We start from the raw sequence: 14,072 nt of genomic DNA, 5'->3' as shown, positions 1-14,072 counted from the left end.
GGGTGCCGATGTGGTTGCATCGACGGTGTGGGGGTCCTCAGTCCTGCGCAGGCGCCGGGGGCCCCTTCTTGATGCCCGCCCCGATCCGCTTGCGGTGGATCCAGGCCAGGACGCTCGTGGACACCACGGAGGCGACCAGCAGGGCGCCCGTGATGATGTTGATGACGTCGCTCGTGACGTTGGCGAGGCGCAGGGCGCTGCCGAGGATGCCGATGAGCAGCACCCCCGCGATGACGCCCAGGATGTTGCCGCGCCCGCCGAAGATCGACACCCCGCCGAGCAGCACCGCCGCGATGACGCTCAGCTCGAGGCCGGTCGCGTTGTCGCCGCGCGCGCTGCCGAAGCGCAGCGTGTAGTAGATGCCGGCGAGCGCCGAGACCGCGCCGCTCAGCACGAACAGGATGAACTTGGTGCGCTCGACGCGCACGCCCGAGAACCGGGCCGCCTCGCTCGCGAGGCCGATGGCGTAGACGCCGCGACCGAACGGGGTGAGGTGCAGCAGCACGGCGAAGACGATCGCGAGCACCACGAACAGCACCATGACGCTGGGGATCGGGGTGCCCGGGATCTTGGACTTCGCCAGGTCGGTCCAGAACTCGGTGAAGTCGGTGACGGCGGTGGTGCCGAGCAGCCCGACGGCGAGACCGCGGAAGAGCGCGAGCGTTCCGATGGTGACCGCGAGCGAGGGCAGCCCGACCACGGTGATGAAGAAGCCGTTGACGGCGCCCGCCACGGCCCCCACGAGGATCGCGACGGCGCCGGCCGCCTCGATCGGCATCCCCGCCTGGTGCAGCGTGCCGAGCGTGACGCTCGAGAGCCCGACGACGCTCGCGACCGAGAGGTCGATCTCGCCCGTGATGATGATGAGCGTCATCGGCAGCGCGATGAGCAGGATCGTCGCGACGTCGAGCAGCAGGTAGGTGATGGTGATGGGCGCCGCGAAGTTGCGCACCGACACCGCGGCGACGACGTAGACGATCGCGAGCAGGGCGATGATGGCCGCCTCGCGCGTGAACAGCAATCGCCGCCAGGCGGGCTGGGCGTAGTCGCGGTAGCTGCGCGTCGCCGGTGCGTGCTGGATGTCGGCGGTCATGAGTTCCTCGCCTCCGTGAGCCGGCGGCTCTGTCTGACCGCGAGCACGCGGTCGAGCACGATCGCCCCGAGGATCAGCACGCCGACGACGGCGCGCTGCCAGAAGTCCTGCACCCCGATGACCGGGAGCGCGCGGTTGATGGTGAGCAGCAGGTAGGCGCCGATGGCGGCGCCCCACACGGTGCCCGAGCCGCCGAAGATCGCGACGCCGCCGATGACGGCCGCGCCCACGGCATCCAGCTCCCACCCCGACCCGGCCTGCGAGTTGACGGTGCCGTAGCGGGCGGCGTAGAGCACGCCCGCGAGGCCCGCGAGCGCACCGCAGACGACGAAGGCCGCGAGCACGCGCTGCGTGACCTTGAGCCCGTAGAGGTGGGCGGCCGCCGGGTCCGAACCGATGGCGTAGAGCTCGCGTCCGGCGCGCTGGGTGTACATGTACCATCCGGCGGCCACGAGCACCACGACCGCGATGATCGTGAGGTACGGGATGCCGAGGAGGGAGCTCGTGCCGAGCGCGAGGAACTCCTTCGGCATGTCGGAGGCGTTGATGCGGTCGGAGCCCGTCCACATGACGTTGATGCCCCGGTAGATGTAGAGCGTGCCGAGCGTGATGACGAGCGCGGGCACCTTCGCGAAGGCGACGAGCGCGCCGTTGACGAGCCCGAGCAGCCCGCCGAAGACGAGGCCGATGAGGAACACGGTGGGCCACGGCAGCCCCGGCAGGTCGATGAAGGTGCGGCCCGTGAGGTAGGCGGACAGCCCGACGACCGAGCCGACCGACAGGTCGACGCTGCGGGTGATGATGACGATCGCCTGCCCGACGGCGACGAGCATGAGGATCGCCGGCGTCAGCAGCAGGTCGCGCCAGCCGTCGGTGGAGAACAGGAACGCGGGGTTCTTGATCGTGGTCGCCGCGACGACGATGACGAGGGCGAGCAGGATGCCGGTCTCGCGCGCCTTGAGCAGGTGGCCGACGCGGGTCATGCCGCCTCTCCTTCCGCGTGGGTGGCGGCGAACATGACCGACTCGGCGGTCGCCTCGGCCCGCGGGATGTCGGCGGTGATCCGACCCTCGTGCACGACGAGCACCCGGTCGGCCATGCCGAGCACCTCGGGCAGCTCCGAGGAGATCATGACGATCGCGAGCCCCTGGCCGGCGAGCTCGGAGAGCAGGCGGTGCACCTCGGCCTTGGTGCCGACGTCGATGCCGCGGGTCGGCTCGTCGACGAAGAGCACCTTGGGGTCGGTCGCGAGCCACTTGGCCAGCACGACCTTCTGCTGGTTGCCGCCCGAGAGCGTGCCGACCTCGGTGTCGAGCGCGGCGGTCTTCACCTCGAGCCGGCTCGCCCAGATGCGGGCGCTGCCGTTCTCGGCCGCGTTCGTGATGAGCCCGAGCCTCGCGAGCGTGCGCCGGATCGCGAGGGTCGCGTTGCGTGCGACGCTCGAGTCGAGCACGAGGCCCTGCTGGCGACGGTCTTCGGGGACGAGCGCGATGCCCGCGACCATCGCCGCGGACGGGCTGCGCTTCGCGATCGGCCGACCGTCGACGGTCACGGTGCCGGATGCGTAGGGGTCGACGCCGAACACGGCGCGCGCGATCTCGCTGCGGCCCGCGCCCACGAGCCCGGCGAGCGCGACGATCTCACCCGAGCGGGCGACGAAGCTCACGTCCGAGAACACGCCGGGCTGGGTGAGCCCCCGCACCTCGAGCACGACGTCGCCGATCGGCACCTCGGTCTTGGGGAACAGCGTCGTGACGTCGCGACCGACCATCTGCCGCACGATCTCGGGCACGGTCGTGTCGCTGATCGGGCTCGTGGAGATGTATGCGCCGTCGCGCATGACCGTGACGGTGTCGCACAGGGCGAACACCTCGTCGAAGCGGTGGGAGATGAAGAGGATGGCGCGACCCTCGTCGCGCAGCCCGCGCGCGACCGCGAACAGCCGCTCCACCTCGACGCCCGAGAGCGCCGCGGTGGGCTCGTCCATGATGAGCACCTTGGCGTCGAGGGAGATCGCCTTGGCGATCTCGAGGATCTGCTGGTCGGCGATCGAGAGTCCGAGCGTGGGGCGGTCGGGGTCGATGCGCACGCCGAGCCGCTCGAAGAGGGCGAGCGCCTCGGCCTTCATCGCGCGCCGATCGATGACGCCGAGCGCGCCACGGGGCTGGCGCCCCATGAAGATGTTCTCGGTGACCGAGAGGTCGGGGAACAGCGTCGGCTCCTGGTAGATCACGGCGATGCCCGCGTCCTTCGCCTGCGCGGTGCTCGTGAAGTCGACGCTCGCACCGTCGAGGGTGAACTCCCCCGCGTCGCGCTGGTAGAGCCCCGCCACGATCTTCACGAGGGTGGACTTGCCGGCGCCGTTCTCGCCGACGAGGGCGTGGATGGAGCCGCGCTCGAGGCGCAGGGTGCCGTTGGTGAGGGCCACCACGGCGCCGAACGCCTTCGCGATCCTGCTGAGCTCGAGCACCGCGGGCGCGGGGGCGTCGGTCTGCTCGGGGGTGTCGGACATCGTCGTCTCTTCCGGGGTGCACCGTTCGTCTGAACAGACGTCCATCTGAACAAGTGGTGAATCGTTTCAGGCTGTGTTCAGCCACGATAGGCCCGCCACCCCGATCCGTCAAGCGGCATCCCGCGCGGGCGGTCGACGCCGCGCCACCGGGCGATGGGTCAGCGGCCGAAGCCGCTCGTGCTCTCGCGCACCACGAGGTCGGGCGTGAAGGCGAGCTGCCGCACCCCGTCGGTGCGCCCCTCGATCTCGCCGAACAGGAGGTCGACGGTCGCCTCGCCGAAGGTCCCGTGGCGCCCGCGGATGGTGCTGAGCGGGATCAGCGACGCCTCGCCGTACTCGATGTCGTCGTAGCCGATGAGGGCGAGATCCCTCGGCACCTCGATGCCCGCCCTCACGACCTCCTGCAGGATGCCGAGCGCGAGCAGGTCGTTCGCGGCGAAGATCGCGTCGGGCCGGTCCTCGGCCGGGCGCTCGGCGATCGCCCGACCGACCTCGCGTCCGCCGCGGATGGTGCGGTCGCTCTGGTCGATCACCTCGAGCGCCACCCCGGCCATCGCCCGCGTCACGATGCTCGCCCCGCTCAGGCGGTCGGCGACCTGCTTGATGCCGACCGGGCCGCCGACGAACAGGATGCGTCGGCATCCGATGTCGACGAGGTGCTGGGTGGCGAGTCGTCCGCCCTCGACGTCGTCGAGCGAGATCGAGGCCTGCTCGGGGCTCGACGCCGCCTGCCCGACCAGCACCGACGGCGTGCCCCGGCGGCGCACGTGGGCGAGCCGGTCCTCGATCGGCAGGTGCGAGGAGACCAGCAGCCCGAGCACCTGGTGCTGTTCGAAGAACGCCAGGTGAGCGTCCTCGCGCTCGCGGCTGCGGTGCGAGTTGGCGATGAACGCCGACACCCCGCGCTCGGCGGCGCGCAGCTCCACGGCCTCCGCGATCTCGGCGAAGTAGGGGTTGCTGACGTCGGGGGCGACGTAGGCGATCGCCGACGACCGCCCGAGGCGCAGCTGGCGTCCGGCGTTGTTCGGGACGAAGCCGAGCGAGTCGATCGCCCCCCGGATGCGCTCGGCGCGCTCGGCGGAGACCTTGTCGGGATGGTTCAGGTAGTGCGAGACGGTGCCCACCGCGACGCCCGCGAGCGCCGCGACCTCACGGATGCCCACTCTCGTCATAGTGCGAAAACCATAGCGGAGCGGCCGTCAGGGCTGCGGACCGAGGGCGGGCGGGATGTCGCGCCCCTGCAGCACCAGCTCGTCGGTGACCACCCGGATGGCGTTGAGCGCCTTCGGGAATCCGCAGTACTGCACGACGTGGATGACCGTCTCGAGGATCTCCTCCGGCGTGCAGCCGACGTGCAGCGCGCCTCGCGTGTGGCCGCGCAGCTGCGGCTCGAGGCCGCCGATCGTCACGAGCGAGGCGAGCGAGAGCAGCTCGCGCTGCGCGAGGGTGAGCCCCGGACGCGAGTAGAGGTCGCCGAAGTTGAACTCCACACCGAAGCGGGCGAGATCCTGGGCACGACCCGTCTGCTGCTCGACGAGGCCCCGCCCCCTGCCCTCGCCGTACACCGCGTCGAACCATTCGGCGCCGCGGTCGAACCTGTCGCTCATCGCCATCTCCTCAGATCGAGTGCCCGCCGTCGAGCGGCAGGATCACGCCCGTGATGTTGACCGCGGACGGGGAGGCCAGGAAGAGCAGCGTGTCGGCGAGGTGCTGCGGCTCGCCGAGCAGCCGGGTCGGGATCTGCGCGAGCAGGGCCTCCCGGCGTTCCGGGGTGTCGCGGTCGCGACCCGGGGTCGCCTGGGCGCCCGGGGCGATCGCGTTGACGGTGATCCCCTGCTCGGCGACCTCGATCGCGAGCGCCTTGGTGAGCCCGACGACGCCGGCCTTCGCGGTGGCGTAGGCGACGGCGTTGCGGACGAGACGCCCGCCCGACACCGCGGCGATGGACGCGATGTTGAGGATGCGACCGTGCCGCCGGTCGATCATGCCGGGGAGGACGGCCCGCGTGACGTGGAACACGGAGTCGAGGTTGCGCGCCATCTGGGTGCGCCACTGCTCGTCGGTCATCTCGGCGAACGGCGCGACGATGCCGCCTCCGGCCGCGTTGATGAGGATGTCGATCCCCCCGAGCGCGGCCTCCGCCTCGGCCACCGCGGCTCGGACGGCGTCGTGGTCGGTGAGGTCGACGCCCACGGCGACGGCGAGGCGACCGGTGTCGCCGAGTTCGCTCGCGAGGGTGGCCGCGCCCTGCGCGTCGAGGTCGAGGATGGCGACGTCGGCGCCCGCCGCGGCGAAGGTGCGCGCGATCACGGTGCCGAGGGCGCCCGCGCCGCCGGTGAGCAGAAGCCGCGCGCCGGCGAGGACCTGGGGGTTCATCGATCGACCTCCGTGTCGATTTCGAAACGTTTCAAACAGGACTGTAGCGGATCAGACGCGCGACCATGACGCCTGCGCGACATCCGCCGCGCCCACCAGGTGCCGCTCACCCGTGAAGAGCACCGACGCGATCGACCCCGCGTCCGCCGCATCCCGAGCGATCGTGAGGTCGACGCGGCCGGGTTCCACCACGCGCTCGTAGCGGGCGTCGGTGAACGAGAACACGCGCGCCGGAAGGCGGAACTCGACCGTCGTCTCCTCCCCCGCGGCGAGAGGCACCCGCGCGAACGCGACGAGCTCGCGCAGGGGCCGCGTGACGGATGCGACCGGATCGTGGGCGTACAGCTGCACGACCTCCACCCCGTCGCGGGCCCCCGCGTTGCGCACCGCGACGCGCAGCACGACCTCGCCGCCCGTCGGCACCTCGGCCGCCTCGAGCGTCGGCGCCCCGAGCTCGAAGCTCGTGTACGAGAGCCCGAAGCCGAAGGGGTAGCGCGGCGTGGGGTCGGCGCTCGAGACGCCGGTCGCCGCGTCGAGCCGCACGTGGCGGTAGCTCGACGGCTGAGGCGCGTGATCGCCGGGCATGCCGACCGGCAGACGACCCGCGGGATTCACGCGGCCCGAGAGCACGCCCGCGATCGCTGCGGCACCCTCGGTCGCGGGGAAGAACGCCTGCAGGATCGCCGCCGCCCCGCCGGGCTCGGCGAGGTCGCGCAGTTCGTAGGGTCGACCGGTGACGAGCACGAGCACCGTCGGGGTGCCGGTGGCGATCACCGCCCGCGCGAGCTCGTGCTGCACCCCCGGCAGGGTGAGGTCGACCACGTCGCAGCCCTCGCCCGAGGTGCCCTTGCCGAACATCCCGGCTCGGTCCCCGAGCACGACGACCGCGACCTCGGACTCGGCCGCGAGACGCACGGCGTCGGCGACGCCGTCGAGCGACGGGTCCGTCGCGTCGCATCCGGGCGCGTACGCCACCGCCGCCGCGGGGTACTCGGCGCGCACGGCATCCAGCACGGTCTCGACGTCGAACCCGATCGGCACCTCGGGATGTCGTGGCAGCACGTGGTTGACGAACGAGTAGCAGCCGAAGAGCGCGGGGGCGTGATCGGCGTTCGGTCCGATCACCGCGATCGTGGGGGACGCCGCGAGGGGAAGGATCCCCCGGTTCTCGAGGAGCACGATCGACGCCTCGGCGACCTCGCGGGCGATCGCCCGGTGCTCCGGGCCGTCGAGTTCGAGCGGGCCCGGCTCGGGGAGCCCTCCACCGTCGAGCAGGCCGAGCTCAGCCTTCTGGACGAGCACCCGGCGCAGGGCGCGGTCGACGAGCTCGGGAGCGACCTCGCCGGAGGCGACGAGGTCGCGGAGCGGCTCGCGGTAGGCGGACCCCGTGGGCAGCTCGACGTCGATCCCGGCCGCCAGGGCGAGCGCGGCGGCGCCCGCGAGGTCGTCCGCCACCCCGTGCATCGACTCGAGGAACGCGATGGCGAAGTAGTCGGCCACCACGGTGCCCGCGAACCCCCAGCGATCGCGCAGCACGCCCGTCAGCAGCTCGGCGTCGGCGGCGGCGGGCACGCCGTCCAGCTCGGTGTAGGCGTTCATGACCGAGCGCGCCCCGCCCTCGCGGATCGCGCGCTCGAACGGCGGCAGCACGGTGTCCTCGAGCTCGCGTCGTCCCATCGCGACCGAGCCGTGGTTGCGCCCGGCGCGCGAGGAGGCGTAGCCGGCGAAGTGCTTGAGCGTCGCGACGCGTCCGGCGGACTCCAGCCCGCGGACGTAGGCGGTGCCGAGGGCGCCCACGAGGTGCGGGTCCTCGGCGATGCACTCCTCGACACGACCCCACCGCGCGTCGCGCACGACGTCGAGCACGGGGGCGAGGCCCTGGTGGATGCCGAGCGCGCGCAGGTCGGCGCCGATGCGCGCCGCCATCCGCTCGACGAGTCCGGGCGCGAAGGTGGCCCCCCAGGCCAACGGCGTCGGATATGCGATCGCCTTCCACGCGAGCACGCCCGTCAGGCACTCCTCGTGCACGATCGCGGGGATCCCTCCGGGGGTGTGCGCGATGAGCCACTCCTGCCGCCGGACGAGGAGCTCCCGGGCGGCGTCCGGATCGAGCGGGGTGGTGCCGTAGTGCCGGGTGAGCTGGCCGAGTCCGTCGACCGCGAACTCCTCGAAGTGGACGCCGTCGGAGACCAGCCGCTCCTGGAGGGGCGCCGCATCGTCGCTGCGCTTCGCCCCCGCCCACAGCCCGGTGAGTTGCGCGAGCCGCGCGTCGAGTGAAAGCGTGGCGAGGAGGGACTCCACGCGGTCCCCGCGGTCCGCGTCCGGTGTTTGTGACGTTTCACTCATGTCGATATCGACCCCCTCGTCTGTCTTGACAGTGCAGAAGTCCATCATTACCATCCCAGGATTGAAACGTCTCAATTGGGGCGCCACCTTTCAAGGAGGAAATGTGTCCACAGCTACGACTCGGCGCCTTCGGCGGCCGATCCTGAGCGCGCTCGCCATCGCCGGCGTCAGCGTGCTCGCCCTGTCCGCGTGTTCGGCCGGCGGTGACGAGGCAGGGGTGACCTCGTTCACCTTCACCAAGAACGCCGAGAACACCACCACCGAGCCCGTCCTCGACGCTCTCATCGACGGCGAGTGCAAGGCGGCGAACGACGCCGCCCCGCTCGAGGTCAACTCGATCCCGCAGGCCGAGATCGACGCCCAGATGCAGCTGCTCGCGAGCCAGGACGGGCTGCCCGTCATGTTCTCCGCGGGTGGCAACCCGGCCGAGGGCGCCAAGCTCGCGGAGGCGGGCGCGCTCGTCGACTTCGATGCGAAGCTCACCGAGCTCGGTGTGCGCGACAAGATCTCCGAGGGTGCCGTCTCGACCATCGAGAAGCTCTACGGCGGCGGCTTCGACTTCCTGCCCTTCCAGTACAACATCGAGGGCGTCTTCTACAACAAGGCCCTCTTCGCCGAGAACGGCTGGGAGGTCCCGACGACCTGGACCGAGCTCACCGACCTCGCCGCCGAGGTGCAGGCCGCGGGCAAGACCCCCTTCGCCGCCTCCGGCGAGCAGGGCTGGCCGCTCACCCGCCTGGTCTCGGGCTACCTGTTCCGCTCGCTCGGCGCCGACGCGCTCGAGAAGGTGGCTGACGGCTCGGCGAAGCTGACCGACCCCGAGTACGTGGCGGCCGCGCAGGCCATCGCCGACCTCGGCACGGCCGGATACTTCGGCGCCAACGTCACGAGCCTCGACTACGACGCCGCGACCAACGAGTTCCTCACCGGCAACGCCGCGATGATCTACATGGGCTCGTGGCTGCTCGGCAACATCAACGGAGACGGCAACCAGATCGGCGCCGACAACGTCGGGTTCTTCCCGTTCCCGGCCGTCGAGGGCGGGGCCGGAAGCATCGACGACTACCCGGCGAACGTCGGACTCCCGGCGACCTTCGCCGCGAAGACCGCCGACGACCCGAACGTCGAGGCGTGGCTGACCTGCATCGCGAACGGCTACGGCAACGCGGCGCTCGAGCAGGGCCAGATCACCGGCTTCGTCGCCGACGCCGACGTCGACCTGCCGGAGATCTCGCAGACGATCGCCGACACGATCGGATCGAGCACCTCGTCCGTCCTGTGGTTCGAGGCGCTCTTCAACGCCGAGGCGAGCCAGATCTCGTCGACGAACGCGGCGCTGCTGGTCACCGGCCAGCTCTCGCCCGAGGAGTTCATGACCATGGTCCAGGACGCCCTGGACAAGTAAGCGGTCCTCCCCGACCCCGGCGCGGCCCACCGCGGGGCCGCGCCGGGGTTACCCTCGACCATCCCCCGACGCCGCGGGACGCATCACTTCGGAAGGCATCACCCCATGCGCTCAGTCCTCGCCGATCGCAAGACGATCCTGATCCTGCTGGGACCCGCGCTCCTGGTCTACACGCTGATCATGCTGGTGCCGGTGCTGGTCTCCTTCGGCCTCACCTTCTTCGACGGCACCGCGCTCTTCGGCTTCGACTTCGTCGGATTCGCGAACTACCTGCAGCTGTTCACCGACGACCAGGTGTGGGCGGCCCTGCTCTTCACCCTCAAGTACGCGCTGCTGACCACGGTCCTCCAGGTCGTGCTCGGCTACGGGCTCGCGCTCATCTACCTCTTCCTGCTCAAGCGCTCGAGCGTGTTCATCCGCACGCTCGTCTTCTTCCCCGTCATCCTCCCGACCGTCGCCGTCGGCATCCTCTACTCGAAGCTCTTCCAGAGCGCGCCCGTCGACGGACTCGCCAACGAGCTCCTCGTCAACGTCGGCCTCGGCGGGGTCGACTGGCTCGGGGCGGGCGACACGGCGTTCGTCGTCATCGTGGTGATGGACGTGTGGCGCAGCATCGGCTTCTACGGCGTGCTCGTCTTCTCGGGCCTGCTCGACATCCCGGAGGACATCATCGAATCGGCCCGCATCGACGGCGCGCGCGGGTTCTCCCTGTTCCGCCACATCGTGCTGCCGCAGACGCTGCCCATCCTGTTCGCGTCGTTCATCTTCAGCATCAACGGCACCGTCAAGGTCTTCGACTCGGTGTTCGCGCTGACCTCCGGAGGGCCGGGATCGTCGACGACGCCCCTGACGCTCTACATGTACCGGACGGCGTTCCAGTTCGGCGACTACGGCTACGGCTCGACGATCGCCCTGCTGCTCACGATCATCTGCCTCATCATCACCCTCTTCATCTTCCGCTCGTCGCGCAGCGACAACACGCGATAGGAGCCGACCGTGACCGAAACCGTCGCCATCTCGACCGTCCGCGCGGTGCCCCGGCGCCGCCGCCCCCTCGCGAGGGCCGTCCGCCGCATCCCCGCCCTGATCGCGATCGCCGCGCTCGTGCTGGTCATGGGCTACCCGCTGGTGTGGATGTTCATCAACTCCCTGAAGACCAACGCCGACTTCCTCAACAACCCCTCGTACGCGCTCCCCGAGTCGTGGGCGTGGGAGAACTACGCCAAGGCGTGGGAGACGGGCAACCTCGCCGTCACCATCACCAACTCGCTGCTCGCGGTCGTGCCGTCGGTGATCATCATCGCGCTGCTCGGCACGGCGGCCGGCTTCGCGCTCGAGGTCATGGTGTGGAAGGGCCGCAGCCCCGTGCTGCTCGTGTTCCTCGCGGGCATCATGATCCCCGGCCAGATGATCCTGCTGCCGCTGTTCACCGCGTTCTTCAACCTGAAGATCAGCGGCTCGCTCCTCCCGCTCATCATCATCTACGTCGCCATCGGCATGCCGCTGACGGTGTTCATGATGGCCACCTACTTCCGTGCGATCCCGCGCGAGGTCTTCGAGGCGTCCACGATCGACGGCGCCTCGATGCTGCGCTCGTTCTTCTCGGTCGGCCTGCCGATGATGCGGAACGCGATCTTCACCGTCGCGATCGTGCAGTTCTTCCTGCTCTGGAACGACCTGCTGTTCGCCCTGGTGTTCGCCGGCCAGCGCAAGCTCAACACCATCCAGATCGGTCTGCTGAACTTCTCGGGAGAGTACGGCGCGATCGACTACGGCCCGCTGTTCGCCGCGATCTGCATCACGACGGCCGGCATCCTCGTGCTCTACCTGTTCCTGAACCAGCGCATCATGAGCGGTCTGGCCGCGGGCGCGGTGAAGGGCTGAGGCCTCAGACGGAGTAGTGGTCGCGCCAGAGGCGCGTCGCCGTCCACCCCAGCTCGCGCGCGGCCTTCGCCGAGGAGACGAGCGGGTCGCGGTCGCCGAGCCCGGAGGCGACCGGAACGCCGGGGAACCATCGCGCCGCGAGTTCGGGCGACGGGATGTCCACGCCGCTGTCGGGTGCGGCGATGACGTAGGCCTCGAAGCCAGGGCGGGCATGGGTCAGCGCGGCCACCACGGCCTCCGCCCCGTCGCGCACGTCGACGTAGCTGCCGAGCAGGTCGCGACGGTAGTCGGGGTCTCCGGCGCGCGCGAACGTGCCCCACTCGCCCTCGCCCACCACGTTCGTGTAGCGCAGCGCGGTGATGGAGAGCTCCGGATCCCAGCCGACCAGCTGCCCGAACATGGCCTCCTCCACCACCTTGCCGAGCCCGTAGGTGGTGAAGGCGGCGGTGTAGTCCTCGTCGACCGGCAGCGCCGGCGGTGCGACCTCGAAGGGGAAGCCCATCGCCGTGATGCTCGACGCGACGACCAGGGTGCGGATGCCGGCGCGGTGCGCCGCGAAGGCGACGTTGAACGTCGCCGTGACGTTGTTGTGGAAGGTGGTGACATCCGGCACGATGCCGTTCACCGGGATGGCGGCGAGATGCACGACGGCGTCGAGCCCGCTGTGCCGCGCCGTCACCCCGAGCATCGTGTCGAGCACCTGCCCGTAGTCCTGCAGGTCGACCCGGGTGAAGCCGGCGCCCGCCGTGCCGTGCAGGTCGACGCCGAGCACCTCGTGCCCGAGGTCCTGCAGCCGATCGCCGGTCGCGCGACCGAGCTTGCCCGAACTGCCGGTGAGGAGGATGCGCACGGCTCAGCCGTCCAGGTCCCGGACGGCGACCTCGTGACCGTCGGCGTCGGCGGGGTCCGCGTGGAGATGGCCGGAGAGCCCGTCCTGGTGTCCGGTCTCGACGAAGAATCCGGAGACCTCGGGGTGCACGGCGAGGATGTCGTGCACGGTCCCCGCAGGGATGCGCACGATGTCGCCCGCCCGGACGAGCTGCTGCTCGCCGTCGAGCAGGATCGTCGCGGCGCCGCTGCGGATGAGCCACAGCTCGTCGTCGGTGTGCAGGTGACGGTCGAAGCGGGACCCGGCGGCGAGGGCGAAGCGGCCCGCGGCGTAGGGGGATCCGGATGCGGGATCCACCCAGCTCCCTGGCTCGTGCACCGGCATTCCGACCTCCTCGTCCGCGCCGCGTCGTGCGGTTCCGCGTGCCTCGATTCTAGGGCGATCGACACTCAGATTGAAACGTGTCAAGTGGCGCACCGTTCGGCCTCCGAGTGCGGTACTGTCTCTCTTTGAAACGTGTCAATGTCGATCTTCCGAGGAACACCGTGACGGCCATCGCCTCCGCCCCGCGCATCGAGCACCACCGTGCCCCCCTGGGGATCGGCGAATCCAGGCCGCGCCTGTCGTGGACGGTCGAAGCTCCCGACGAGTGGCGCCAGGCCGGCTACGAGCTGGCCGTCACCCGCGACGACACGACCGTCGAGCACGCCGTCTCCTCCCCCGAGCAGATCCTCGTGCCGTGGCCGGGGGGACCCCTGCGCTCGCGCGAGCGCGCCGAGGTGCGCGTGCGTGTGCGCGGCGCCGACGGATCGGTGGGCCCCTGGAGCGAGCCGACCGCCCTCGAAGCGGGCCTGCTCGACCCGGCGGACTGGAGCGCGGTGCCCGTCGGAGGCGCGTGGCCCGAGGATGCGGAGTCCGACGACCGACGACCGGCACGCGTGCGGCGCGAGTTCGCGGTACGCGAGGGACTGGTGCGCGCTCGCCTCTACGCGACCGCCCACGGGCTCTACGAGGTCGAGATCAACGGGGAGCGCGTCGGCGACGACGCCCTCTCGCCGGGCTGGACGGTCTACCCGAAGCGGCTGCGCTACTACAGCTACGACGTCACCGACCACCTGACCGTGGGCGAGAACGCGATCGGCAGCTGGCTCGGCGACGGCTGGTACCGCGGCCGGCTCGGCTGGCGTGCCGGCTTCCGCAACCTCTACGGCACCGATCTCTCCTTCCTCGGCCAGCTGGAGCTGGAGTACGCCGACGGCACCCGGGAGACGCTCGCCACCGACGCGACCTGGGTCGCGGCCCCCGGCCCCATCGTGCGCACCGGCAACTACGACGGTGAGGACTTCGACGCCCGCGACGAGCAGCCCGGCTGGTCGCGCCCCGGGTTCGATGCCGCCGGGTGGACCCCGGTCGCCGTCGCTGAACGCGATCCGGCCACCCTCGTCGCACCCACCGGCCCTCCCGTGCGCTGCACCCAGGAGGTCGCCCCGGTCGAGGTGCTGCACACGCCGTCGGGGAAGGCCGTGCTCGACTTCGGACAGAACCTGGTCGGGCGGGTGCGCATCCGCGTCACCGGCGCGGCGGGCGACACCGTGACCATCCGCTTTTTTAATGATACGGCGACCAC

Annotated in this window: 13 protein-coding genes (1 of these 13 running past the window's edge); 4 read left to right on the top strand and 9 right to left on the bottom strand. The window is 70.8% G+C overall.

What is annotated here, in order from left to right; translation table 11 throughout:
• Nucleotides 1-37 precede the first annotated feature (37 nt).
• From NUH29_RS11430 to NUH29_RS11400, 7 genes are all read right to left on the bottom strand, one after another.
• The gene (locus tag NUH29_RS11430; RefSeq protein ID WP_258799290.1) at nucleotides 38-1,093 is read right to left on the bottom strand and encodes an ABC transporter permease; all 1,056 of its coding nucleotides are present in this window, start codon (nucleotides 1,091-1,093) and stop codon (nucleotides 38-40) included.
• The gene (locus tag NUH29_RS11425; RefSeq protein ID WP_258799289.1) at nucleotides 1,090-2,076 is read right to left on the bottom strand and encodes an ABC transporter permease; all 987 of its coding nucleotides are present in this window, start codon (nucleotides 2,074-2,076) and stop codon (nucleotides 1,090-1,092) included. Before NUH29_RS11425 ends, NUH29_RS11430 begins: the two co-directional genes overlap by 4 nt.
• The gene (locus NUH29_RS11420; RefSeq protein ID WP_258799288.1) at nucleotides 2,073-3,605 is read right to left on the bottom strand and encodes a sugar ABC transporter ATP-binding protein; all 1,533 of its coding nucleotides are present in this window, start codon (nucleotides 3,603-3,605) and stop codon (nucleotides 2,073-2,075) included. Before NUH29_RS11420 ends, NUH29_RS11425 begins: the two co-directional genes overlap by 4 nt.
• A gap of 158 nt (nucleotides 3,606-3,763) precedes the next feature.
• The gene (locus tag NUH29_RS11415) at nucleotides 3,764-4,768 is read right to left on the bottom strand and encodes a LacI family DNA-binding transcriptional regulator (protein WP_258799287.1); all 1,005 of its coding nucleotides are present in this window, start codon (nucleotides 4,766-4,768) and stop codon (nucleotides 3,764-3,766) included.
• A gap of 36 nt (nucleotides 4,769-4,804) precedes the next feature.
• Nucleotides 4,805-5,212 carry a carboxymuconolactone decarboxylase family protein gene (locus tag NUH29_RS11410; RefSeq protein ID WP_258799286.1) on the bottom strand — a complete coding sequence of 136 codons (408 nt, stop codon included), beginning with the start codon at nucleotides 5,210-5,212 and terminating at the stop codon, nucleotides 4,805-4,807.
• Between the two features lie 10 nt (nucleotides 5,213-5,222).
• Nucleotides 5,223-5,981: an SDR family NAD(P)-dependent oxidoreductase gene (locus NUH29_RS11405; protein WP_258799285.1), complete on the bottom strand. Its 759-nt coding sequence runs from the start codon at nucleotides 5,979-5,981 to the stop codon at nucleotides 5,223-5,225.
• Between the two features lie 51 nt (nucleotides 5,982-6,032).
• Nucleotides 6,033-8,282: a glycoside hydrolase family 3 N-terminal domain-containing protein gene (locus NUH29_RS11400; RefSeq protein WP_258799284.1), complete on the bottom strand. Its 2,250-nt coding sequence runs from the start codon at nucleotides 8,280-8,282 to the stop codon at nucleotides 6,033-6,035.
• A gap of 262 nt (nucleotides 8,283-8,544) precedes the next feature.
• On the opposite strand from NUH29_RS11400, the gene NUH29_RS11395 reads away from it, so the two are divergent.
• The 3 genes from NUH29_RS11395 (at nucleotide 8,545) to NUH29_RS11385 (ending at nucleotide 11,616) form a co-directional block, all read left to right on the top strand.
• A complete protein-coding gene (locus NUH29_RS11395) occupies nucleotides 8,545-9,732 on the top strand; it encodes an ABC transporter substrate-binding protein (protein WP_258799283.1) in 1,188 nt (395 codons plus the stop codon).
• Between the two features lie 105 nt (nucleotides 9,733-9,837).
• A complete protein-coding gene (locus NUH29_RS11390) occupies nucleotides 9,838-10,719 on the top strand; it encodes a carbohydrate ABC transporter permease (RefSeq protein WP_258799282.1) in 882 nt (293 codons plus the stop codon).
• A gap of 9 nt (nucleotides 10,720-10,728) precedes the next feature.
• A complete protein-coding gene (locus tag NUH29_RS11385; RefSeq protein WP_258799280.1) occupies nucleotides 10,729-11,616 on the top strand; it encodes a carbohydrate ABC transporter permease in 888 nt (295 codons plus the stop codon).
• A 4-nt stretch (nucleotides 11,617-11,620) separates the two neighbouring features.
• On the opposite strand, the gene NUH29_RS11380 is transcribed toward NUH29_RS11385, so the two are convergent.
• Entirely contained in the window at nucleotides 11,621-12,466 is an 846-nt protein-coding gene (locus tag NUH29_RS11380; protein ID WP_258799279.1) for an NAD-dependent epimerase/dehydratase family protein, read from the bottom strand.
• A gap of 3 nt (nucleotides 12,467-12,469) precedes the next feature.
• On the bottom strand, nucleotides 12,470-12,829 hold the full coding sequence (locus NUH29_RS11375) for a cupin domain-containing protein (RefSeq protein WP_258799278.1): 360 nt from the start codon (nucleotides 12,827-12,829) through the stop codon (nucleotides 12,470-12,472).
• Nucleotides 12,830-12,906: 77 nt separating this feature from the next.
• Here NUH29_RS11375 and NUH29_RS11370 point away from each other — a divergent pair, with 77 nt between their 5' ends.
• Nucleotides 12,907-14,072, top strand: the 5' portion of a protein-coding gene (locus NUH29_RS11370) for a family 78 glycoside hydrolase catalytic domain (RefSeq protein WP_444544371.1). It continues 40 nt past the right edge of the window; 1,166 of the gene's 1,206 nt are visible here — the first part of the coding sequence; its start codon is at nucleotides 12,907-12,909; its stop codon lies off the right edge, out of view.

The sequence above is a fragment of the Protaetiibacter mangrovi genome, from assembly GCF_024752305.1.
In the GTDB taxonomy this organism is placed as follows: domain Bacteria; phylum Actinomycetota; class Actinomycetes; order Actinomycetales; family Microbacteriaceae; genus Homoserinibacter; species Homoserinibacter mangrovi.
Note: the sequence above shows the minus strand (reverse complement) of the source record. Positions and strands in the feature narration are given on the sequence as shown.